We start from the raw sequence: 21013 nt of genomic DNA on the forward strand, positions 1-21013 counted from the left end.
GGCGTCTCAGTCCTTCGACAGCACGAACGACGTGGGCACGCTCGGGAAGCCGGGCGCCTTCGCCTCCACCAGATACGTGCCCGCCTTCGCCGAACCCGCGGGCGGTGTGGCGCAGTTCGGGGCGCTCGGCTTGCGGTCCCACTTCACCGTGAGCGCGGCACGGCCGCCCGCGGGCACGCGGTACAGCACGCTTCCCGCGCCGCTCGGGCAGTCGGCCGAGGACCAGATGGTGTTGTCACTGGACGACTGAGTGATCGTCAACACGGCCTTCTTCGGCCCGAGATCGACCTTGCAGTCCTTGTCGGACGAGTTCACGGCGCTCAGTCGGAACGCGGGGCTCTCCCCGGGCGCGTAGCTGTTGTGCACACTGCGTACGCCCAACTTCGTCATGTCCGCGGTGCAGTTGGGCAGCGAGGTGCCCGAACCCGCCTTGATCGGCTTGCCGGAGGAACCGCTGCCGTCACCGCCGTCCGACCCGGCGCCCTCGTCGTCGGAGGAGCCGTCCGACCCCGAGGACCCGGCCGTCCCCGCCCCGCCCTCGTCGTCCGACTCGTCGCGCCCGCCCGGGTGTTGGCTGATCGCGGGCCCGGTGCCGGAGGGTCCCGGCGTGATCGACGATGTGGGGTGCTTCCCGTTCTCGCCGCTCGCCTCGGGCTTGCCACCGCCGCCCGAGGAAGAGGTGACCGCCCACACGAGGAACAGCACCAACAGGGCGAGTACGGACAACATTACGGCCCTCCGTCGCCAGTAGATGGAGGAGGGAAGCGGCCCGACCGGATTGCGCAGAGATCCCACGGCCCAAACTGTACGAGAGATCGGAGCCGCGCCCTGCCCCACCCGCCGCCACAGCCCCAACTTTTCCGGATCATCATCCCGCGCCGCACGCCCCGTCCACGCCCTCCGCAAGCGCCCTCCGGCCCCGGCACCGACCCCCGCGCGGACACGCGCACCCGCTCACCGGCCGCATGACGCCATGCCCCCGCACGGCGGCTCCGGACCGACACACGCACCCTCATCCCGAGCCGCTCCCCCACCGCACCACCCTTCCCGTGGCAGGATCGAAGACGTCATGACTGCACCCACGAGCCCCCCTCCTGCCCCCGCCCCCGCTCCGGCCCCCGCCGACGACACCACCGGCCAAGCGTCCGACCGGGGCCTGCACGCCCCTGTCATCGCCTGGTTCGACGAGCACGCCCGCGACCTGCCCTGGCGGCGCCCCGAGGCCGGGCCCTGGGGCGTGATGGTCAGCGAGTTCATGCTGCAGCAGACGCCGGTCAACCGCGTTCTGCCCGTCTACGAACAGTGGCTCGCCCGCTGGCCACGCCCCGCGGACCTCGCCAAGGAACCGCCCGGCGAGGCCGTCCGCGCCTGGGGCCGCCTCGGCTATCCACGCCGCGCACTGCGCCTGCACGGCGCCGCCGTCGCCATAGCGGAGCGGCACGGCGGCGACGTCCCCACCGACCACGCCCAACTTCTCGCCCTGCCCGGCATCGGCGAGTACACGGCCGCGGCGGTCGCCTCCTTCGCCTACGGCCAGCGGCACGCGGTCCTCGACACCAATGTGCGCCGCGTCCTGGCACGCGCGGTCACCGGTGTGCAGTACCCGCCCAACGCCACGACCGCCGCCGAGCGCAAGCTCGCCCGCGCGCTGCTGCCCGAGGACGAGCGCACCGCCTCCCGCTGGGCCGCCGCGTCCATGGAGCTCGGCGCGCTGGTGTGCACCGCGAAGAACGAGACCTGCCACCAGTGCCCGATCGCCGGCCGGTGCGCCTGGCGGCTGGCCGGGAAGCCGGAGCACGAGGGCCCACCGCGCCGCGGCCAGACGTACGCGGGCACGGACCGCCAGGTGCGCGGCCGGCTCCTGGCCGTCCTGCGGGAGGCCTCGCACCCGGTTCCGCAGTCGGTCCTCGACCGCGTCTGGGACGAGCCGGTGCAGCGCGCCCGCGCGCTGGACGGCCTTGTCTCCGACGGCCTGGTGGAGCCCCTCCCCGGGGGCCTCTACCGTCTCCCGCTCACCTGACAGCGCCCTGCCCGGACACCCGCCCTCCCGCGGGCGTCCGGGCGGACCGCGCACACCGATCTCTCAGCGCGGCCACAGCCCACCCCCGGCCCTGTCACAGCTCGCCGCATCCCTCAGCAGGGCAAATCCCCTCATACCATCCCCAACTGCCGCTCTGCCTTACCCCGTTCCTACTTCCGTTACACAACCGACGGACAGCCGAGCGCTTCTCGCAGGCTGCCTCGGACAACCCCGTGACAAGCCCTCCGTAGCTTCATATGCGTACCGCGCACGGCGAGGTACGCAGGTCGGAGAACGGGGAACGGAGGCGGTTGGAATGGCCCACGGCGAGGTGCTCGAATTCGAGGAGTACGTCCGCACCCGGCAGGACGCGCTGTTGCGCAGTGCCCGCCGACTGGTCCCGGACCCCACGGACGCCCAGGACCTGCTGCAGACCGCGCTGGTGCGCACGTACGGCCGCTGGGACGGCATCGCCGACAAGCGCCTCGCGGACGCCTATCTGCGCCGCGTCATGATCAACACCCGGACGGAGTGGTGGCGGGCCCGCAAGCTGGAGGAGGTCCCCACCGAGCAGCTCCCCGACGCGAGCGTCGAGGACGCCACCGAACAGCATGCCGACCGCGCCCTGCTGATGGACATCCTGAAGGTGCTGGCTCCGAAGCAGCGCAGTGTCGTCGTCCTGCGACACTGGGAGCAGATGTCCACTGAGGAGACGGCCGCCGCCCTCGGCATGTCGGCCGGAACGGTCAAGAGCACGCTGCACCGGGCGCTCGCCCGGCTCCGTCAGGAGCTGGAGGCGCGCGACCTGGACGCACGCGCGCTGGAGCGTGAGGAGCGGGAGCGTTGCGCGGCCTAGGCACAGGAGCCATACGGTCCAACAGAGCCCGCAAGGCGGCGATCGTGGCGTTGGCCATGATCGCCGCCCTCGGTCTGTTCGCCTCCGCCTGTGCCACCGGTGGCACAGGCGCCCGCGACGAGGGCCCGGCGGGCGGCAACACGGTGGTGTCCCATCCGACCCCCTCCTCCTCGCCGACCACCAGGGAACCCACGCGCATGGACGTGGTGCGGATGGTCAAGGCGGACCCGTTGGTCTCCAGCGCGGTCAAGAACGACCTGAAGCCGTGCGTGGGCGACGAGTACCCGGTCGACGTGTCCTACGGGAACCTGACCCACGGCTCCGCGAACGACATCGTGGTCAACGTGATGACCTGCGGTGACGCCGTCGGCGTGGGCTCGTACGTGTACCGGAGGGCTCAGGACACGTACCACAATGTGTTCAAGGCCGAGGAGCCTCCGGTCTACGCGGAGATAGACCGCGGCGAGCTGGTGGTGACCCAACAGGTGTTCGACAAGAGTGACTCGGTGGACTATCCCTCCAGCGAGGAAGTGATCACCTACCGCTGGAAGGCGAAGCACTTCACCGAGCAGTCCCGCACGCACAACGAGTACAGCAACGCGGTGGGCAACGGCGACGCGGTCGCGCCCACCGGGAACTGAGGGCATTCGGATGGCAGAGCAGACCCACGTCCTGTTCGTCGAGGACGACGACGTCATCCGCGAGGCCACCCAGCTCGCGCTGGAGCGCGACGGCTTCGCGGTCACCGCGATGCCCGACGGGCTCTCGGGCCTGGAGGCGTTCCGCGCCGACCGCCCGGACATCGCCCTGCTGGACGTCATGGTCCCCGGCCTCGACGGCGTCAGCCTGTGCCGCCGTATCCGCGACGAGTCGACCGTCCCGGTGATCATGCTCTCCGCGCGCGCCGACTCCATCGACGTCGTGCTCGGCCTGGAGGCCGGCGCCGACGACTACGTCACGAAGCCGTTCGACGGCGCCGTACTGGTCGCGCGCATCCGTGCCGTGCTGCGCCGCTTCGGGCACGCGAGCGGCCCCCACCGGGCGGCCGAGGACACCACGTCCGGCGACACCGCCGTGCTCACCTTCGGTGAGCTGGAGGTCGACACCGAGGGCATGGAGGTACGCCGGTCGGGACAGCCGGTGGGGCTCACCCCCACCGAGATGCGGCTGCTGCTGGAGTTCTCCTCGGCGCCGGGCACGGTGCTCTCGCGCGACAAGCTGCTGGAGCGTGTGTGGGACTACGGCTGGGGCGGTGACACCCGTGTCGTCGACGTCCATGTCCAGCGGCTGCGCACGAAGATCGGCCAGGACCGGATCGAGACGGTCCGCGGCTTCGGCTACAAGTTGAAGGCCTGACCAGGAGCATGCGAAGGGTTCTCAAGCGCGTGCGGCGGCTTCTCAAGCGCCTGGTCCCCGAGGACGCGGGCATACGAACCGGGCTGAGCTGGAAGCTCAGCGCGGCCATCGCCCTGGTCGGCGCGCTGGTCGCGCTCGCGCTGAGCCTCGTCGTGCACAGCGCGGCGCGGGTCTCGATGCTCAACAACTCACGCGACCTCGCCGACTCGCGCGTCCAGGTGGCCCAGCGGATGTACGAGTCCGGGCGCACCCTGTCGTTCGGCGTCAAGGTCGACGACCCGGCCATCCCGCGGGATCTGCTGGAGAAGGTCAGGGAGGGCCGACGCGCCACCTATGTCTCCGAGGGCGCGCACGGGGTGCCGGACATCTGGGCCGCCGTCCCGCTCAAGGACGGCAGGGTGCTGTCCCTGCACACCCCCTTCACGGACCGCAGCACCGAGGTGATGAAGGACCTCGACCAGGCGCTGATCATCGGCTCGATCTCGGTGGTTCTCGGCGGCTCGGCCCTCGGTGTGCTGATCGGCGGGCAGCTCTCGCGGCGGCTGCGCAAGGCGGCGGCCGCGGCGAACCGGGTCGCCCAGGGCGAGACCGATGTACGGGTACGGGACGCGATCGGCGGTGTGGTGCGCGACGAGACGGACGATCTGGCGCGCGCGGTCGACGCGATGGCGGACGCGCTCCAGGAGCGGCTGGAGGCGGAACGCCGGGTGACGGCGGACATCGCGCACGAGCTGCGCACCCCGGTCACCGGTCTGCTGACGGCGGCGGAACTGCTGCCGCCGGGCCGCCCCACCGAGCTGGTGCTGGACCGCGCGAAGGCCATGCGCACGCTGGTGGAGGACGTCCTGGAGGTCGCACGGCTGGACGGCGCCTCCGAGCGGGCCGAACTCCAGGACATCCTGCTCGGCGAGTTCGTGAGCCGACGGGTGGCCGCGAAGAACTCGGACATCGAGATCCGGGTGATCCATGAGTCCGAGGTCACCACGGACCCGCGGCGGCTGGAGCGGGTGCTGTTCAATCTGCTGGCGAACGCGGCCCGGCACGGCAAGCCGCCGGTCCAGGTCTCGGTCGAGGGCCGGGTGATCCGCGTACGGGACCACGGGCCCGGCTTCCCCGAGGAGCTCCTCGCGGAGGGGCCGAGCCGCTTCCGCACGGGCAGCTCGGACCGCTCCGGTCGCGGACACGGCCTGGGCCTGACGATCGCGGCGGGCCAGGCACGGGTCCTGGGCGCCCGCCTGACCTTCCGCAACGTACGCCCGGCCGGAGCCCCGGAAGACATCCCGGCCGAGGGCGCGGTCGCAGTGCTGTGGCTACCGGAACACGCCCCGACCAACACAGGCAGCTTCCCGGCACTACCCACGTCGGGGAAGTAACCGAGGTCCCCGGGCCGCCCGCCGGAAACGCCGCGAGCACCCCTGAGCGGGACGCACACAAGCGAAGGCCCCCGGAGCGGATGGCTCCGGGGGCCTTCGGGGCTCAGACGGCCTTGGCTACCGGCGGTTGTGCCTGTGCGGTGTCCTGGGGGGCGTCCCCGTCCGCCTCCGCCTTCTTGTCCGGGCCCGCTCCCCGCAGCGGGACCTCCTTCACGAACACCGCGGCGATCAGCGCGCCCACGGCCACCACCGCGCCGAGCAGGAACGCGGAGTGCGTGCCCGCCGACACCGCGTGCTGATAGGCCTCGCGGACCAGCGTCGGCAGCTTGTCCAGGCTCTTCGCGTCCAACTGCGCGGACTGCGCGGTGACCTTGGACTGCGGGCCCACCCGCTGCTGCATCACGTCCTGCACCCGGTTGTTGAACAGGGCGCCCATGATCGCGACACCGAAGGAGGAACCGAGCGTACGGAAGAGGGTCGCGGACGACGAGGCGACGCCCATGTCCTTCATCTCCACGCTGTTCTGCGCGACCAGCATGGTGATCTGCATCAGGAAGCCCATACCGGCGCCCAGGACGGCCATGTACAGACCGGAGGTGAACCGGGTCGTGTCGGTGTCCATCCGGGAGAGCAGGAACAGACCGGCGATCATCAGCACGCTGCCGATCACCGGAAAGGCCTTGTACCGCCCGCTGTTCGTGGTGATCCGGCCCGCGATCATCGAGATGACGAGCATCGCGCCGAGCATCGGCAGGAGCAGCAGCCCGGAGTTGGTCGCGGACGCACCCTGCACCGACTGCTGGTAGAGCGGCAGGAACAGCACCGCGCCGAACATCACGAACCCGGTGATGAAGCCGATCAGCGCCATCAGCGAGAAGTTGCGGCTGCGGAAGATGTGCAGCGGCACGACCGGTTCGGTGGCCTTGGTCTCCCAGAGCACGAACCCGACGAGCGCGACGACGCCGATCCCGATCAGTTCCATGATCCGCGGGGAGGTCCACTCGTACTCGGTGCCGCCCCACGTGGTGACCAGCACGATCGAGGTGATGCCGATGGTCAGCAGCCCGGCGCCGAGGTAGTCGATACGGGCCTTGGCGCGCTTCTTCGGCAGGTGCAGCACCGCGCTGATGGCGACCAGGGAGACGATACCGAGGGGCAGGTTGATGTAGAACGCCCAGCGCCAGCCCCAGTGGTCGGTGATGGTGCCGCCGACCAGCGGTCCGCCGATCATCGCCAGCGCCATGACGCCGGCCATCATGCCCTGGTACTTACCGCGCTCCCGCGGCGGTATCAGATCGCCGATGATGGCCATGACGCCGACCATGAGGCCACCGGCACCGAGGCCCTGCAAGGCACGGAACCCGATGAGCTGACCCATGTCCTGGGCCATGCCGCTGAGCGCCGAACCGATCAGGAAGATCACGATCGAGCTCATGAAGGCGCCCTTGCGCCCGTACATGTCACCGATCTTGCCCCACAGGGGGGTGGAGGCGGCGGTCGCGAGGGTGTAGGCCGTCACCACCCAGGACAGATGCTGCAAGCCGCCCAGCTCGCCCACGATCGTGGGCATCGCCGTGCCCACGATCATGTTGTCGAGCATCGCGAGCATCATCGTGATCATGAGAGCGAGCAGGACGACCCGCACGCTCCGTGGTTGTTGGTCGCTTCCGACTGGTGCCGCGCTGTCCGCCATGGCCCCCCACTTCCCTGGTCTTGCGAGCCTGTCGGACCCTTACCTGCCGACCGGCTAGTTGACTACACTGGGACGGTAACCCCGTAACTAGCCGGGCGTCAAGTAAGTTTCCGCGGGCCTGGTACGCCGGCCGGCCGGCAGATGGTCCGCGACTGCGAGGAGTGCGACGATGAACACCATGGGCGGCACCAAGCGGCAGCGGCGTGGCGACACGCGCCAGCGCATCCAGGACGTGGCGCTCGAACTCTTCGCCGAGCAGGGCTACGAGAAGACCTCGCTGCGGGAGATCGCCGAGCATCTGGACGTCACCAAGGCCGCGCTGTACTACCACTTCAAGACCAAGGAAGAGATCCTGGTCAGCCTCTTCGAGGACCTCACCCGCCCCATGGACGAGCTGATCGAGTGGGGCAAGGCGCAGCCGCACACCCTGGAGACGAAGCAGGAGGTACTGCGCCGCTACAGCGAGGCACTGGCCGGCGCGGCCCCGCTCTTCCGCTTCATGCAGGAGAACCAGGCCACGGTGCGGGAGCTGAGCATCGGCAACCAGTTCAAGGGCCGCATGCTCGAGATGCGCGACATCCTCAGAGATCCGGACGCGTCCTTGACCGACCAGGTCCGCTGCATCACCGCGCTGTTCACGATGCACGCGGGGATGTTCATCCTCCAGGACATAGAGAGCGACCCCGAGGACAAGCGCAAGGCCAGCCTGGAGGTCGCGATCGACATGGTGACGCAGGCGCACTCGGGTGCGCCTGCGTCACAGGAGACGTCTCGGACGTCTTAGAGGGCCACGCCCTTGGCCCGGAGGAACTCGATGGGGTTGACGGCAGACCCGTAGTTGGGGGTCGTCCGGATCTCGAAGTGCAGGTGCGGACCGCTGGAGTTACCGGTGTTACCGGACTTCGCTATGTGCTGTCCGGCACCGACGCTCTGGCCGATCTGCACGTCGACCCGCGAGAGGTGGGCGTACTGGGAGTACGTGCCACCGGCGTGCTTGATCACGACGGCGTTGCCGTACGCGGGACCGTCACCGGCGCCGTTGCCGCCGGCCTTGACGACGGTACCGCTGCTCGCGGCGACGACATCCGTCCCGCTCGGAACGGCGAAGTCCTGGCCGCTGTGGGTGGACTTCCACATGCCACCGGCCTGGGCGTAGCCCGCGGAGAGCGCGTACTGCTTGACCGGGGCGACCCAGCCCGACGAATTGACCACCTGCGCACTGGCGCCGGCCGGCTTCGCATTGCCGGAGACTGCCTTCGTGTCGGTGCCCGCCGCCTTCGCGCCGGTGCTCGCGGCCTGGGGGGCCTGCGCGTGCGAACCGGTGGCGTGCGCGACCCCGACCCCGAGTGCTGCCGTGGCTCCAAGGCCGGCGGCCAGCACGGCGGCGCGGGTACGAAGACGGGGCTTGCGGGAGAAGTGGGACGTGACGCGGTTGAACATGAAGACCTCAGGGGATCGGGGACTTGATGCATCCCTTGGTAACCCGACCCGAACGGATCCCCCAAATGTGTGATCTACGATGACTTCTAGTACATCGCAGTAAAACCAAGAGATGCTTGACAGACTCCCGCAATTCAGACATTTCCCCCTAAACCGCAGGCTCTGCGCATCGAGCGCCCTGCGGAAGTCCGGGAAAGCGCCCGCGATACGTGATCCATCGGGGCACTAAAGCGTCTAGTAGTTGCTCATTCACCTGTGCCCCTTGTCACGCGCGGCCCCCTTCGGAACAACCATCCGTGACAGATCCATTACGGCTGAATCGGCGATTGAGCGGCGAGGAATCAGGGCTCCGCGGGCATGCGAAAGGGGCCGCCCCAGGACCGAAAGTCCCGGGGCAGCCCCTTTTCGTTCTTCAGGCCGAGCGTCGCGCGCTCACGCCTCCTTGCTCAGGTTCGGGCCCGCGCCACCGGCTGCCTGCTCGATCGGCGGAACGTCCGGCAGAGCCGACTTCTCCTCGCCGCGGAAGGTGAAGACCTTGGTGTCGCCCTCGCCGTCCTCCGTGTCCACGACCACGATGTGGCCCGGACGCAGCTCGCCGAAGAGGATCTTCTCGGACAGCGTGTCCTCGATCTCGCGCTGGATCGTGCGGCGCAGCGGCCGGGCGCCCAGCACGGGGTCGTAGCCCTTCTTCGCCAGCAGCTCCTTCGCGGACTGGGCCAGCTCGATGCCCATGTCCCGGTCCTTGAGCCGCTCGTCGACCTTGCCGATCATCAGGTCGACGATCGCCAGGATGTCGTCCTGCGTGAGCTGCGGGAACACGACCACGTCGTCGACGCGGTTGAGGAACTCGGGGCGGAAGTGCTGCTTCAGCTCGTCCGACACCTTGTTCTTCATGCGCTCGTAGTTGGTCTTCGTGTCGCCCGCGGCGGCGAAGCCCAGGTTGAAGCCCTTGGAGATGTCCCGGGTGCCGAGGTTGGTCGTCATGATGATGACCGTGTTCTTGAAGTCCACGACCCGGCCCTGGGAGTCGGTCAGGCGACCGTCCTCCAGGATCTGCAGCAGCGAGTTGAAGATGTCCGGGTGGGCCTTCTCGACCTCGTCGAAGAGGACGACCGAGAACGGCTTGCGGCGCACCTTCTCCGTGAGCTGGCCGCCCTCTTCGTAGCCCACGTAACCGGGGGGCGAACCGAAGAGACGCGACACCGTGTGCTTCTCGCTGAACTCCGACATGTCGAGGGAGATCAGCGCGTCCTCGTCGCCGAACAGGAACTCGGCCAGCGCCTTGGACAGCTCGGTCTTACCGACACCGGACGGGCCCGCGAAGATGAACGAGCCACCCGGACGCTTCGGGTCCTTCAGGCCCGCACGCGTACGCCGGATCGCCTTGGAGAGCGCCTTGACGGCGTCCACCTGGCCGATGACGCGCTTGTGGAGCTCGTCCTCCATGCGCAGCAGGCGGCTGGACTCCTCCTCGGTCAGCTTGAAGACCGGGATGCCCGTGGCGGTGGCGAGGACCTCGGCGATCAGGTCGCCGTCGACCTCGGCGACGACGTCCATGTCGCCGGCCTTCCACTCCTTCTCCCGCTTGGCCTTGGCCGCGAGGAGCTGCTTCTCCTTGTCGCGCAGGGAAGCGGCCTTCTCGAAGTCCTGGGAGTCGATCGCCGACTCCTTGTCGCGGCGGACGCCCGCGATCTTCTCGTCGAACTCACGGAGGTCCGGCGGCGCGGTCATCCGGCGGATGCGCATCCGGGAACCCGCCTCGTCGATCAGGTCGATCGCCTTGTCCGGCAGGAAGCGGTCGGAGATGTACCGGTCGGCCAGGGTGGCGGCCTGGACCAGGGCCTCGTCCGTGATGGAGACGCGGTGATGCGCCTCGTAGCGGTCGCGCAGGCCCTTGAGGATCTCGATGGTGTGCGGCAGGGACGGCTCCGCGACCTGGATGGGCTGGAAGCGGCGCTCGAGGGCCGCGTCCTTCTCCAGGTGCTTGCGGTACTCGTCCAGCGTGGTGGCGCCGATGGTCTGGAGCTCACCGCGGGCCAGCATCGGCTTCAGGATCGAGGCCGCGTCGATGGCGCCCTCGGCGGCACCCGCACCGACCAGCGTGTGCAGCTCGTCGATGAACAGGATGATGTCGCCGCGGGTGCGGATCTCCTTGAGGACCTTCTTCAGGCGCTCCTCGAAGTCACCGCGGTAGCGGGAGCCGGCGACCAGCGCGCCCAGGTCGAGGGTGTAGAGGTGCTTGTCCTTGAGGGTCTCGGGCACCTCGCCCTTGACGATGGCCTGCGCCAGCCCCTCGACGACCGCCGTCTTGCCGACGCCGGGCTCGCCGATGAGGACCGGGTTGTTCTTCGTACGGCGGGACAGCACCTGCATGACCCGCTCGATCTCCTTCTCGCGCCCGATGACCGGGTCGAGCTTGGACTCGCGAGCGGCCTGCGTGAGGTTCCGGCCGAACTGGTCCAGGACGAGAGAGGTCGAGGGGGTGCCCTCGGCCGGGCCGCCCGCGGTGGCGGCTTCCTTGCCCTGGTAGCCCGACAGCAGTTGGATGACCTGCTGGCGGACGCGGTTGAGGTCTGCGCCCAGCTTGACCAGGACCTGGGCGGCGACGCCCTCGCCCTCGCGGATCAGGCCGAGCAGGATGTGCTCCGTGCCGATGTAGTTGTGGCCGAGCTGAAGAGCCTCGCGGAGCGACAGCTCCAGGACCTTCTTGGCACGGGGGGTGAAGGGGATGTGGCCCGAGGGCGCCTGCTGGCCCTGGCCGATGATCTCCTCCACTTGCTGGCGGACCGCCTCGAGCGAAATCCCGAGGCTCTCCAGGGCCTTAGCGGCGACACCCTCACCCTCGTGGATCAGGCCCAGGAGGATGTGTTCGGTGCCGATGTAGTTGTGGTTGAGCATCCGGGCTTCTTCCTGAGCCAGGACGACAACCCGCCGCGCGCGGTCGGTGAACCTCTCGAACATCGTTAATCGCTCCTCAGAGCGGTCAGGCAGTAAGGGGACGCTCCCCTCCCTGTCCTTCCGCAGCTTAGTCCCGCAAGCGGGGACCGCTCATTCCAACTGCCGACACCGTCCTTGGCCTCCTGACCCCGAACGCCGACATCTGCTCCAACCCGATGGTGCGAGACGATGTTCCCGCAGGCCAGGCAGATATCCCAGTCGCCAGTACGTCGCCAGTACGCCCATGGCGAACGAGAGACCGCCCGTGCTGCGTGTCGCCCCCTCCCACTAGGGATGTCTTACCCGTATGTGCGGACACTCCATGCCGCACGTACCGGTTCCCTCCGCTACGGGCGAACATCCTTGCGCCACCGCGCACCCCCGAACGCCCCCTTGTTCGACACACTGTGCAACCGAGCTTCCACCCAGCGTAACTCGACCACGCCCCGGGCTGTTGCTCCCGGCATGGCCCTCACGTCACCCGACCGCCCCCTGCCGCGCCCCGCCGGGGTGCTCCCGCCGCCGCGCGGGGCGCTCGACCCGGGCGAGGCGGTACGACGGTGGTACGAGAGCGGACCGGGCTGGCCGACGGCGCCCGGTCTGCCGGTACGTCTGGTCACCGGGGTGCGCTTCGACGTCCTGGAGGTCCCCGCGGAGGCGGGGTTCGCCGCGCTGCGGCATCTGGGACCGGCCTCGCCGGTGGCGCTGCGCGCCGGGCGGATGCGGCTGCTGGTGGCCGCGGGCAGCGCGGAGGAGCTGCCGGGGCTGCTCGACTGGCTGGAGTGGGGCGATCTCGCGCTGGACCTCACCGCGACCGGCGCGGGCGGATGCGTCGAGGCACCCCTGCCGCCGGGCTGGGCTCCCGGCCGGATCCGTTCACAGGGGGCCGCCGTCTGGCTGCGGCCCCCTGAGCCGGGGTGCGAGGTCGAATCCCGGCTGCCGACGCTGTCGGCATTGGGGGGCGCGGGGAGCGCCCCCGATCTGGTGCGGCTGGTCGACACCATGGCGACGCACTGCCACCGGATCCGGCTGCGCCGTGCGAACGCTCAGGCGTTCGCCTTCTCGTAGGCCTCACGAATGGTCGCCGGGACGCGGCCACGGTCGTTGACCTCGTACCCGTTCTCCTTCGCCCAGGCGCGGATCTGCGCGGTGTCCTGACTGGCACCGGAAGTGGCGCGGGCCTTGCCACGGCCGCCCGCCCCACGGCCTCCGGTGCGACGACCACCCTTCACATAAGGGTCGAGAAGGCCACGGAGCTTGTCCGCGTTCGCGGTCGTGAGGTCAATCTCGTACGTCTTGCCGTCCAGCGCGAACGTCACGGTCTCGTCCGCCTCGCCGCCGTCGAGGTCGTCCACAAGAAGGACCTGAACCTTCTGTGCCACCGGATTTCCTTTCATCGATAACTTCAGGGGCCGCTGGTTCGCGGCCTGTGCCCCGCTTGTTTCGGGTCCCCTGTTATATGCAGTACTGCGTTACGTCGGAAAGCAAACCGCTTTTGCCGGAAAAACACAAACCCCTGAGAGAGACCGAGGGAGAGACGGGAGACCGGAAACATGCGCGTTTCGGACATAGGGAACGCGGGCAAGGCTGTCCGACGGAAGGCGGTCGAATAGTCAAGGGGTGATCCGTCGGCGATCACAGATGCAGAAGCATCCGAGTGTTGCCCAAGGTGTTCGGTTTCACTCGTTCGAGACCGAGGAACTCCGCCACGCCCTCGTCATAGGAACGCATCAGCTCGGTGTACACATCGGTGTCGACGGGAGTCTCACCGATCTCGACGAACCCGTGCTTCCCGAAGAAGTCCACTTCGAAGGTCAGACAGAATACGCGGCGAACCCCGAGCCAGCGGGCGGTCTGGAGCAACTTCTGCAGCAAGTGGTGACCGACGCCGTGCCCCTTGGCCTCGGACGTCACCGCGAGAGTACGGACTTCCGCGAGGTCTTCCCACATGACGTGCAGCGCACCGCAGCCCACGACCTCGCCGTTGTCGTCGCGTTCCGCGACCCAGAACTCCTGGATGTCCTCGTAAAGCGTGACCGTCGCTTTGTCGAGCAGGATGCCGCGCCGGACGTAGGCGTCGAGCAGGCGGCGCACCGCCGGGACATCGCTCGTCCTGGCCCGTCGGATGGTGAGGGCTTTTGCGGCTGCTTCAGGACTCTCTGCTGGCATGAGTGGACGCTATCGCCCGGTACGTTCCTCGGTCGCGGCGGGGTTCTTCTCCTCGCCCTTCTCCGCGACGTTCTCCTGCGGGTTCTCCGGGTTCTCCGCGGGTTCGGCGGACTCACCCGCGTCCTGCGGTCCCTGTGCGATACGTACGGCGTCGCGCAGCGTCTGCCGCTGTTCGTCGCTCATCATCTCGAAGAAGGCGACGAGTGCGGCGGCCGGGTTGTCGCTCTGCGCCCAGGCATCGTTCATCAGTGCGGCCGCGTAGGCGGCGCGGGTGGAGACCGCCTCATATCGATAGGCCCGGCCTTCCGCCTCACGGCGGACCCAGCCCTTCTGATGGAGATTGTCCAAAACGGTCATCACCGTGGTGTACGCGATGGACCTCTCCTGTTGGAGATCTTCCAGGACTTCTCGAACGGTCACCGGGCGGTTCCACTTCCACACCCGCGTCATGACCGCGTCTTCGAGTTCTCCCAGGGGGCGAGGCACCTCAGCAGAATAGTGGGAGATCCCGGTCATGGCCTGCCGAACGGTGGCTTTCCCGGTGAGGGGTAGCAAAAAGGGCGTACGACTCGGAAAGCGGTGAGTCGTACGCCGGAGGGTGCGCTGCCGGTGCGGACCGGCCCGGGGTCAGGCCGTCGCGTCCGGGGTCTTGCTCTCGGCGTGGGCGAAGGCGGCGTCGACGGCCGCGTCCTCCTTGGCCTTGTTGGCGCCGCCCTGGGTCTTCACGATCACCCTGATCAGCCCGATGAAGAAGACAGCCATGACGACCGGGGGCAGAAGCGCGGAGACGTAGTCCATGAGTCCAGAGTAGCCAGGGTCCGTCCGGGCACTCCCCCGGGGTCAGACCGCGGCCAGTCGGTGCGCGGAGCGCGGAGGGGCGGGCTTGCGCTTCGGGGGGAAGACCTCGCCCGGGGTGGGGATCGGGCGCGAGGGGCGCGGGCTCTGCGGTTCCGGCCGGGGGCTGGGCCGGTCGGGCCGCTCCCCCGGCTTCTCGCTGGGCTTGCGGGCCGGTTCGCCCGCCGGGTCCTCCGCGGTCGCACGGCCACCCGGAAGCGCCGTGAGACGGGCGCGGGAGGCGGGGATGGTGGCCGTACGGGGGGTGAGGCGGGCGCGGGCGCTGCGCCCTGCGAGGGCGGAGCAGCGGTCGAGGAGGGCCGCGGCGGCGGGGGTGCCGCGCAGGGCGCCCAGGGCCGCGAGGTCGTCCGGGACCGGGCGGTAGCCGACGCTCAGAGCCTCCTCCAGGAGGGCGCAGTAGCCGACGACGGCGCCCGGGAGGGCCGCGCGGTAGCGAGCGAGGTCGGCCAGCAGGAAGGCCCGCAGGCGGGCGCCCTCGCGTACCGCCTCGTCGACGGACTCGGCGAGGCGGAGACACTCCTGGACGTCCTCGGCGGAGGCGGTACGGGGCTGGAGGGCGAGGGCGAGGGCTCGGCGGAGCACACGCAGCTCCTCCGCGCCGAACGCCAGGCCGCCGCGGGATCCGTGTGGCGTGGGCATGCGGGGGACGCTACCGCTAATCGGACAAAACCGACCTTGTTGGGGGGTCGTGTCGCTGTGCGGTTCCCCCAGGTGGGGGCGGATGCGGTCGCCGTGCGGCGCCGCCCCGGCGGTGGTGGTGCTCCGCCGGGGCTCCACGCCTCACATGCGGGACATGTTCCGCTCGTAGACCAGGCGCAGACCGATCAGGGTCAGCCACGGCTCATGCGCGTCGATCAGCGTGGACTCGCCGAGGACCATCGGGGCCAGGCCGCCCGTCGCGATGACCGTGACGTCCTCGGGGTTGTCCGCCAGCTCGCGGGCCATCCGGCTCACCACGCCGTCGACCTGGCCCGCGAAGCCGTACACGATGCCCGCCTGCATCGCCTCGACGGTGTTCTTGCCGATCACCGAGCGCGGACGGGCCAGCTCGATCTTGCGGAGCTGGGCGCCGCGGACGCCGAGGGCGTCCACGGAGATCTCGATGCCGGGGGCGATGACGCCGCCCGTGTACTCGCCGCGCGCCGAGACCGCGTCGAACGTCGTCGCCGTGCCGAAGTCCACGACGATCGCCGGGCCGCCGTACAGCTCGACCGCCGCCACCGCGTTGATGATGCGGTCGGCGCCGACCTCCTTCGGGTTGTCCATGAGGATCGGGACGCCGGTCTTGATGCCGGGTTCGACCAGGACCGCGGGGACGTCGCCGTAGTAGCGGCGAGTGACCTCGCGCAGCTCGTGCAGGACGGAGGGGACCGTCGAGCAGATCGCGATGCCGTCGATGCCGTCGCCCAGCTCCTCGCCGAGGAGGGGGTGCATGCCCATCAGGCCCTGGAGGAGCACCGCCAGTTCGTCCGCCGTGCGGCGGGCGTCCGTGGAGATGCGCCAGTGCTCGACGATGTCCTCGCCGTCGAACAGGCCGAGGACGGTGTGGGTGTTGCCTACGTCGATGGTCAGCAGCATGGGTTTCGCCTACTCCGCCGCTCGCAGGTCGAGGCCGATGTCCAGGATCCGCGCGGAGTGCGTCAGCGCTCCGACCGCCAGGAAGTCGACGCCCGTGTCCGCGTAGGCCTTGGCGTTCTCCAGGGTCAGCCGGCCCGAGGCCTCCAACTGGGCGCGGCCGGCGACGAGGGCCACCGCTTCCTCGCACTCGCCCGGCGTGAAGTTGTCCAGCAGGATCAGGTCCGCGCCCGCGTCCACGACCTCGCGCAACTGGTGGAGGGTGTCGACCTCGACCTCGACCGGCAGGCCCGGGAACGTCGTACGGACCGCCTCGAAGGCCGCCGCCACCCCGCCTGCCGCCACGACGTGGTTGTCCTTCACCAGGGCCGCGTCCGACAGGGACATGCGGTGGTTGACGCCGCCGCCGCAGCGGACCGCGAACTTCTCCAGGGAGCGCAGGCCCGGCGTCGTCTTGCGGGTGTCGCGTACGCGCGCCTCGGTGCCCTCCAGCACGTCCGCCCACGCGCGCGTGGCCGTCGCGATGCCCGACAGGCGGCACAGCAGGTTCAGCGCGCTGCGCTCGGCGGTGAGCAGATCGCGGGTGCGGGTGGTCACGGTCAGGAGCTTCTGTCCGGCCTCGACCCGCTCGCCGTCCTCCGCGTGGCGTTCGACCTCGAACTCGTCCGTGCAGACCACCGAGATGACCGCCTCGGCGACCCGGAGGCCCGCCACCACGCCCGCCTCGCGCGCGGTGAAGTCGGCCGTGGCGACGGCGTCCTCGGGGATCGTCGCGACCGTCGTCACGTCGACGCCGTTGTCCAGGTCCTCCTCGATGGCCAGGTTGGCGATGTCCTCGACCTCCACGGGGTCGAGTCCGGCGTCCGTCAGCAACTGGGCGAGGGCGGGGTCGAGTCCGCACTCCAGGTAGGCGTCCATGTCGTCGTCCGCACCGCAGGCGCAGCCGTCGCCGCAGCCGCCGCTCGGAACGAGGGGAAGGTCGGGGGTGCTCATGTCACTGCTCCTGGGGACGCGTGCCGGGGGTGCCCGTCGGGGGGACGGTCGGGGGGAAGTCTGCGGTGTCGGTGGCGCGTGTGGCCAGCGATCGGTCGGGATTCAGCCGTACGACGACGTGGCGGCGCCAGGCGGTGTCGTCGCGCCCGGCGTGGTCCTCGCGCCAGTGGCAGCCGCGGGTCTCCTCGCGCAGCAGGGCGGCTGCGACCAGGACCCGGGCCACCAGGAGGAGGTTGGTGGTCTCCCAGGTGTCGACGCCGGGCTCGGGGGTCTTGCCGTGCTGCTCAAGGCGCTCGCGCGCGTCGGCGGCCAGCCGCTCCAGGCGTTCCGCGGCCTTGCGCAACGACTCCTCGGACCTGAGCACACCGGCGCCGTCCGTCATGATCCGCTGGATCGCGAACCGGTCCTGCGGGGCGAACAGCGGGTGCGCGGGCTTCTCGGGGTACGGGACGGTCGCGGGCACGCGCGCGGTGAGGCCGTGTGCCGCGTGGACCGCCGCGATGTCGGCGGCGATGCGCTCGGCGTAGACCAGGCCTTCCAGAAGGGAGTTGGAGGCGAGCCGGTTGGCGCCGTGGACGCCGGTGCAGGCGACCTCTCCGCACGCGTACAGGCCGGGCACGGTGGTCCGGCCGTGGGAGTCGGTGCGGACGCCGCCGGAGGCGTAGTGGGCGGCCGGGGCGACCGGGACGGGCTCGGTGACCGGGTCGATGCCGTGGGCGCGGCAGGCGGCGAGGATCGTCGGGAAGCGGTGCTCCCACATCTGCGCGCCGAAGTGGCGGGCGTCGAGGTACATGTGCTCGGCGCCCTGCTCCTGCATACGGCGTGTGATGCCCTTGGCGACGATGTCTCTGGGCGCCAGTTCGGCCAGTTCGTGCTGCCCGACCATGAAGCGCACGCCGTCCGCGTCCACCAGGTGGGCGCCCTCACCGCGTACCGCCTCGGAGACCAGCGGCTGCTGGCCCTCCGCGTCCGGGCCGAGGAACAGCACGGTCGGGTGGAACTGCACGAACTCGAGATCGCTGACCTCGGCTCCGGCGCGCAGGGCGAGCGCGACGCCGTCGCCCGTGGACACCGACGGGTTGGTGGTCGCGGAGAAGACCTGGCCCATGCCGCCGGTCGCGAGGACCACGGCGGGCGCGTGCACGGCGCCCACGCCGTCGTGCTGGCCCTCGCCCATGACGTGCAGGGTCACGCCCGCGGCGTGGCCTTCGGCGTCCGTGAGCAGATCCAGCACCAGCGCGTTCTCGACCGTACGCAGCCCGCGCGCGCGGACCGCGTCGACGAGGGCGCGGGAGATCTCCGCGCCGGTCGCGTCGCCGCCCGCGTGCGCGATACGGCGGCGGTGGTGGCCGCCCTCGCGCGTGAGCTCGATGCCGCCCTCGTCGTCGGTGTCGAACCGGGCGCCGGTGGAGATGAGCCGCCGTACGGCGTCCGGGCCCTCGGTGACCAGGAGGCGTACGGCCTCCTCGTCGCACAGGCCCGCGCCCGCCACCAGCGTGTCGTCCAGGTGCTGCTCGGGTGTGTCGCCCTCGCCCAGGGCCGCCGCGATGCCGCCCTGGGCCCAGCGGGTGGAACCGGCGTCGAGGCGGGCCTTCGTGACGACGACCGTCTTCAGACCGGCGGCCTCGCAGCGCAGGGCCGCGGTGAGGCCGGCGACGCCGGAGCCGATGACCACGACGTCCGCGGCGACAGACCAGCCGGGGGCCGGAGCGTGCAGGCGCAGGCCCGTGCCGGTGTGCCGGGGCCGGTTCACGAGGAGGCTCCGTCCGGGTCCGCGAGTTCGGGTTCGGGTTCGGGGGCGCCGAAGGAGAGCGGGATGTTGTCGATGAGCCGCGTCGTGCCGATGCGGGCGGCGACAGCGAGGACGGCCTCGCCGGTGTAGCCGTCGGGAACCTCGGTGAAGTCCGACGGGTCGACCAGGGCGAGGTAGTCGAGGTCCAGGGGCGGTTCCTGGCGGGCGGCCTCGTCCAGGACGAGCCGGGCGGCGGCTCGGACGGCGGCGGGACCGCCGGGGGCGGCCTTCGCGACCGCGTGCGCGTCGGCTGCGGCGCGCGACTCACCTATCGCGCTGAGCGCCTCGGCACGCGCGTGTGTGGCAGGCACCTCGAGCGCCCGCGCGCGCAGGGCCTCCTGGGCGGCGAGCCGGTCGCGGCCCGCGAACAGGGCCCGGGACAGGGCGAGCGCGGTGCGCCGTTCCTCGATCGAGAGGTAGCGGTTGCGGCTGGAGAGGGCCAGGCCGTCGTCCTCGCGCACGGTGGGCACGCCGACGATCTCCACGCCGAAGTTCAGATCACGCACCATCCGGCGGATCACGGCGAGTTGCTGGGCGTCCTTCTGCCCGAACAGGGCCGCGTCGGGACGCGTGAGGTGCAGCAGCTTGGCGACGACGGTGAGGACGCCGTCGAAGTGGCCGGGGCGGCAGGCCCCTTCGAAGCGCTCGCCCATGGGCCCCGCGGTGATCCGCACCTGAGGCTCGCCGCCGGGGTAGACCTCGTCCGGGGTGGGGGCGAACACGGCGTCCGCACCCGCCTGCTCGGCGACCTTGAGGTCGGCGTCCAGGGTGCGCGGGTAACGGTCGAGGTCCTCGCCCTCGCCGAACTGGAGGGGGTTCACGAAGACAGTGACGACGACCTCGCCGTCGCGTCCGGCGATCCTGCGGGCGGCGCGGATCAAGGTGGCGTGGCCTTCGTGCAGGGCGCCCATGGTCATCACGACGGCGCGGCGGCCGTGCTTCACGCGCGCGTGCAGCTCATCGGCGGTGCGCAGCAGAACGGTGGTCATCGGGGCTCCCCTTCGGTCCCGTCGGCGAGTACCCCGAGGAGGTCCTCGGCGAGCTCCGGCTTGAGCAGTCCATGGGCCAGGGCCCGGTCGGCGGTCGCGCGGGCCATCGCCAGATAGCCGGCGACGGTCTGCGGCGCGTGTCGGCGCAACTCGGCCACGTGGGCCGAGACCGTGCCCGCGTCCCCGCGCGCGACGGGGCCGGTGAGGGCCGCGTCACCGGAGCGCAGGGCGTTGTCCAGGGCGGCGCCGAGCAGCGGGCCGAGCATGCGGTCGGGGGCTTCGACGCCCGCCGCGCGCAGCAGTTCCATGGACTGGGCGACCAGGGTGACGAGGTGGTTGGCGCCGAGGGCGAGGGCCGCGTGGTAGAGCGGACGCATCTCCTCGGCGATCCACTCGGGCTCGCCGCCCATCTCGATCACGAGGGCCTCGGCGGCCAGGCGCAGCTCCTCGGGCGCGGTGATCCCGAAGGAGCAGCCGGCCAGGCGCTGGATGTCCACAGGGGTGCCGGTGAAGGTCATCGCGGGGTGCAGGGCGAGCGGCAGCGCGCCCGCGCGCAGGGCGGGGTCGAGCACCTTCGTGCCGTACCGCCCGGAGGTGTGCACCAGCAGTTGTCCCGGCCGTACGGCGCCGGTCTCGGCGAGGCCCTCGACCAGGCCCGGCAGCACGTCGTCGGGGACGGTCAGCAGGACCAGGTCCGCCCGTTGCAGCACCTCGGCGGGCTGGAGGAGGGGGACGTCCGGCAGCATCGACGCCGCCCGCCGTCTGGACGCCTCGGAGACCCCGGAGGCGGCGACCGGACGGTGCCCGGCCAGTCGCAGGGACGCGGCGAGCACGGGGCCGACGCGCCCGGCTCCGATCACGCCCACGCGGAGCCGCGCGGGGCGGTCTCCAGGGTCAGGTTGCTGGAATGTACTCACTCGACGGTGGCCTTCCCGTTCCAGTCCGCTCTGGGTACCGGACGATTT

Annotated in this window: 21 protein-coding genes; 7 read left to right on the plus strand and 14 right to left on the minus strand. The window is 70.5% G+C overall.

Features of this window, described 5'->3' with window-relative positions:
* Window positions 1-6 precede the first annotated feature (6 nt).
* Window positions 7-795 (minus strand): hypothetical protein, encoded by a 789-nt coding sequence (locus ACZ60T_RS31800; RefSeq protein WP_469669109.1) that lies wholly within the window; start codon window positions 793-795, stop codon window positions 7-9.
* Window positions 796-1069: 274 nt separating this feature from the next.
* Here ACZ60T_RS31800 and ACZ60T_RS31805 point away from each other — a divergent pair, with 274 nt between their 5' ends.
* From ACZ60T_RS31805 to cseC, 5 genes are all read left to right on the plus strand, one after another.
* Entirely contained in the window at window positions 1070-2020 is a 951-nt protein-coding gene (locus ACZ60T_RS31805) for an HhH-GPD family protein (protein WP_469669111.1), read from the plus strand.
* A 316-nt stretch (window positions 2021-2336) separates the two neighbouring features.
* Window positions 2337-2876, plus strand: a complete 540-nt coding sequence (locus ACZ60T_RS31810; RefSeq protein ID WP_252425011.1) for a SigE family RNA polymerase sigma factor — start codon at window positions 2337-2339, stop codon at window positions 2874-2876.
* Window positions 2864-3517: a hypothetical protein gene (locus tag ACZ60T_RS31815; RefSeq protein WP_365631683.1), complete on the plus strand. Its 654-nt coding sequence runs from the start codon at window positions 2864-2866 to the stop codon at window positions 3515-3517. The genes ACZ60T_RS31810 and ACZ60T_RS31815 overlap by 13 nt, the downstream gene beginning before the upstream one ends.
* 10 nt (window positions 3518-3527) lie before the next feature.
* Complete coding sequence (gene cseB / locus ACZ60T_RS31820; protein ID WP_365631681.1) at window positions 3528-4232, plus strand: two-component system response regulator CseB; 705 nt, start codon at window positions 3528-3530, stop codon at window positions 4230-4232.
* Window positions 4233-4240: 8 nt separating this feature from the next.
* Window positions 4241-5605 carry a two-component system sensor histidine kinase CseC gene (cseC, locus tag ACZ60T_RS31825; RefSeq protein WP_365631679.1) on the plus strand — a complete coding sequence of 455 codons (1365 nt, stop codon included), beginning with the start codon at window positions 4241-4243 and terminating at the stop codon, window positions 5603-5605.
* Between the two features lie 103 nt (window positions 5606-5708).
* Here cseC and ACZ60T_RS31830 read toward each other — a convergent pair whose 3' ends face one another.
* Window positions 5709-7298 (minus strand): MDR family MFS transporter, encoded by a 1590-nt coding sequence (locus ACZ60T_RS31830; protein WP_365631677.1) that lies wholly within the window; start codon window positions 7296-7298, stop codon window positions 5709-5711.
* Between the two features lie 178 nt (window positions 7299-7476).
* On the opposite strand from ACZ60T_RS31830, the gene ACZ60T_RS31835 reads away from it, so the two are divergent.
* Window positions 7477-8082, plus strand: coding sequence for a TetR/AcrR family transcriptional regulator (locus ACZ60T_RS31835; RefSeq protein ID WP_469669163.1), 606 nt, complete (start codon window positions 7477-7479; stop codon window positions 8080-8082).
* Here ACZ60T_RS31835 and ACZ60T_RS31840 read toward each other — a convergent pair.
* The gene (locus tag ACZ60T_RS31840) at window positions 8079-8738 is read right to left on the minus strand and encodes a M23 family metallopeptidase (protein WP_365631675.1); all 660 of its coding nucleotides are present in this window, start codon (window positions 8736-8738) and stop codon (window positions 8079-8081) included. The genes ACZ60T_RS31835 and ACZ60T_RS31840 overlap by 4 nt on opposite strands.
* Window positions 8739-9170: 432 nt before the next feature.
* Window positions 9171-11699: an ATP-dependent Clp protease ATP-binding subunit gene (locus ACZ60T_RS31845; protein ID WP_365631673.1), complete on the minus strand. Its 2529-nt coding sequence runs from the start codon at window positions 11697-11699 to the stop codon at window positions 9171-9173.
* A gap of 441 nt (window positions 11700-12140) precedes the next feature.
* On the opposite strand from ACZ60T_RS31845, the gene ACZ60T_RS31850 reads away from it, so the two are divergent.
* A complete protein-coding gene (locus ACZ60T_RS31850; RefSeq protein ID WP_469669112.1) occupies window positions 12141-12743 on the plus strand; it encodes an SCO3374 family protein in 603 nt (200 codons plus the stop codon).
* Here ACZ60T_RS31850 and ACZ60T_RS31855 read toward each other — a convergent pair.
* The 10 genes from ACZ60T_RS31855 to ACZ60T_RS31900 form a co-directional block, all read right to left on the minus strand.
* Window positions 12722-13057: a histone-like nucleoid-structuring protein Lsr2 gene (locus tag ACZ60T_RS31855; protein ID WP_365631669.1), complete on the minus strand. Its 336-nt coding sequence runs from the start codon at window positions 13055-13057 to the stop codon at window positions 12722-12724. The genes ACZ60T_RS31850 and ACZ60T_RS31855 overlap by 22 nt on opposite strands.
* Before the next feature lie 253 nt (window positions 13058-13310).
* The gene (locus ACZ60T_RS31860) at window positions 13311-13844 is read right to left on the minus strand and encodes an amino-acid N-acetyltransferase (RefSeq protein ID WP_365631667.1); all 534 of its coding nucleotides are present in this window, start codon (window positions 13842-13844) and stop codon (window positions 13311-13313) included.
* A gap of 9 nt (window positions 13845-13853) precedes the next feature.
* On the minus strand, window positions 13854-14330 hold the full coding sequence (locus ACZ60T_RS31865) for a BlaI/MecI/CopY family transcriptional regulator (protein ID WP_469669113.1): 477 nt from the start codon (window positions 14328-14330) through the stop codon (window positions 13854-13856).
* A 141-nt stretch (window positions 14331-14471) separates the two neighbouring features.
* Window positions 14472-14642: a hypothetical protein gene (locus ACZ60T_RS31870; protein WP_365631663.1), complete on the minus strand. Its 171-nt coding sequence runs from the start codon at window positions 14640-14642 to the stop codon at window positions 14472-14474.
* A gap of 42 nt (window positions 14643-14684) precedes the next feature.
* A complete protein-coding gene (locus ACZ60T_RS31875) occupies window positions 14685-15338 on the minus strand; it encodes a hypothetical protein (protein ID WP_469669114.1) in 654 nt (217 codons plus the stop codon).
* A 141-nt stretch (window positions 15339-15479) separates the two neighbouring features.
* A complete protein-coding gene (locus ACZ60T_RS31880) occupies window positions 15480-16277 on the minus strand; it encodes a type III pantothenate kinase (RefSeq protein ID WP_365631659.1) in 798 nt (265 codons plus the stop codon).
* Window positions 16278-16286: 9 nt separating this feature from the next.
* Complete coding sequence (gene nadC, locus ACZ60T_RS31885; RefSeq protein WP_365631657.1) at window positions 16287-17267, minus strand: carboxylating nicotinate-nucleotide diphosphorylase; 981 nt, start codon at window positions 17265-17267, stop codon at window positions 16287-16289.
* Between the two features lies 1 nt (window position 17268).
* Window positions 17269-19020 (minus strand): L-aspartate oxidase, encoded by a 1752-nt coding sequence (locus ACZ60T_RS31890; RefSeq protein WP_469669116.1) that lies wholly within the window; start codon window positions 19018-19020, stop codon window positions 17269-17271.
* Entirely contained in the window at window positions 19017-20048 is a 1032-nt protein-coding gene (panC, locus tag ACZ60T_RS31895) for a pantoate--beta-alanine ligase (protein WP_469669118.1), read from the minus strand. Before panC ends, ACZ60T_RS31890 begins: the two co-directional genes overlap by 4 nt.
* On the minus strand, window positions 20045-20965 hold the full coding sequence (locus ACZ60T_RS31900; protein ID WP_365631651.1) for a Rossmann-like and DUF2520 domain-containing protein: 921 nt from the start codon (window positions 20963-20965) through the stop codon (window positions 20045-20047). Before ACZ60T_RS31900 ends, panC begins: the two co-directional genes overlap by 4 nt.
* Window positions 20966-21013 lie beyond the last annotated feature (48 nt).

It is taken from the genome of Streptomyces sp. NPDC104371 (genome assembly GCF_055583785.1).

Excerpts from the sequence above, each read along its gene's own strand:
- ACZ60T_RS31810 (WP_252425011.1), top strand. The coding sequence starts at position 2,337 with ATGGCCCACGGCGAGGTGCTCGAATTCGAGGAGTACGTCCGCACCCGG.
- ACZ60T_RS31860 (WP_365631667.1), bottom strand. The coding sequence starts at position 13,844 with ATGCCAGCAGAGAGTCCTGAAGCAGCCGCAAAAGCCCTCACCATCCGA.
- ACZ60T_RS31835 (WP_469669163.1), top strand. The coding sequence starts at position 7,477 with ATGGGCGGCACCAAGCGGCAGCGGCGTGGCGACACGCGCCAGCGCATC.
- ACZ60T_RS31880 (WP_365631659.1), bottom strand. The coding sequence starts at position 16,277 with ATGCTGCTGACCATCGACGTAGGCAACACCCACACCGTCCTCGGCCTG.
- cseC (WP_365631679.1), top strand. The coding sequence starts at position 4,241 with ATGCGAAGGGTTCTCAAGCGCGTGCGGCGGCTTCTCAAGCGCCTGGTC.
- panC (WP_469669118.1), bottom strand. The coding sequence starts at position 20,048 with ATGACCACCGTTCTGCTGCGCACCGCCGATGAGCTGCACGCGCGCGTG.
- ACZ60T_RS31805 (WP_469669111.1), top strand. The coding sequence starts at position 1,070 with ATGACTGCACCCACGAGCCCCCCTCCTGCCCCCGCCCCCGCTCCGGCC.
- ACZ60T_RS31870 (WP_365631663.1), bottom strand. The coding sequence starts at position 14,642 with ATGGACTACGTCTCCGCGCTTCTGCCCCCGGTCGTCATGGCTGTCTTC.
- ACZ60T_RS31840 (WP_365631675.1), bottom strand. The coding sequence starts at position 8,738 with ATGTTCAACCGCGTCACGTCCCACTTCTCCCGCAAGCCCCGTCTTCGT.
- ACZ60T_RS31830 (WP_365631677.1), bottom strand. The coding sequence starts at position 7,298 with ATGGCGGACAGCGCGGCACCAGTCGGAAGCGACCAACAACCACGGAGC.
- ACZ60T_RS31845 (WP_365631673.1), bottom strand. The coding sequence starts at position 11,699 with ATGTTCGAGAGGTTCACCGACCGCGCGCGGCGGGTTGTCGTCCTGGCT.
- cseB (WP_365631681.1), top strand. The coding sequence starts at position 3,528 with ATGGCAGAGCAGACCCACGTCCTGTTCGTCGAGGACGACGACGTCATC.
- ACZ60T_RS31875 (WP_469669114.1), bottom strand. The coding sequence starts at position 15,338 with ATGCCCACGCCACACGGATCCCGCGGCGGCCTGGCGTTCGGCGCGGAG.
- nadC (WP_365631657.1), bottom strand. The coding sequence starts at position 17,267 with ATGAGCACCCCCGACCTTCCCCTCGTTCCGAGCGGCGGCTGCGGCGAC.
- ACZ60T_RS31850 (WP_469669112.1), top strand. The coding sequence starts at position 12,141 with ATGGCCCTCACGTCACCCGACCGCCCCCTGCCGCGCCCCGCCGGGGTG.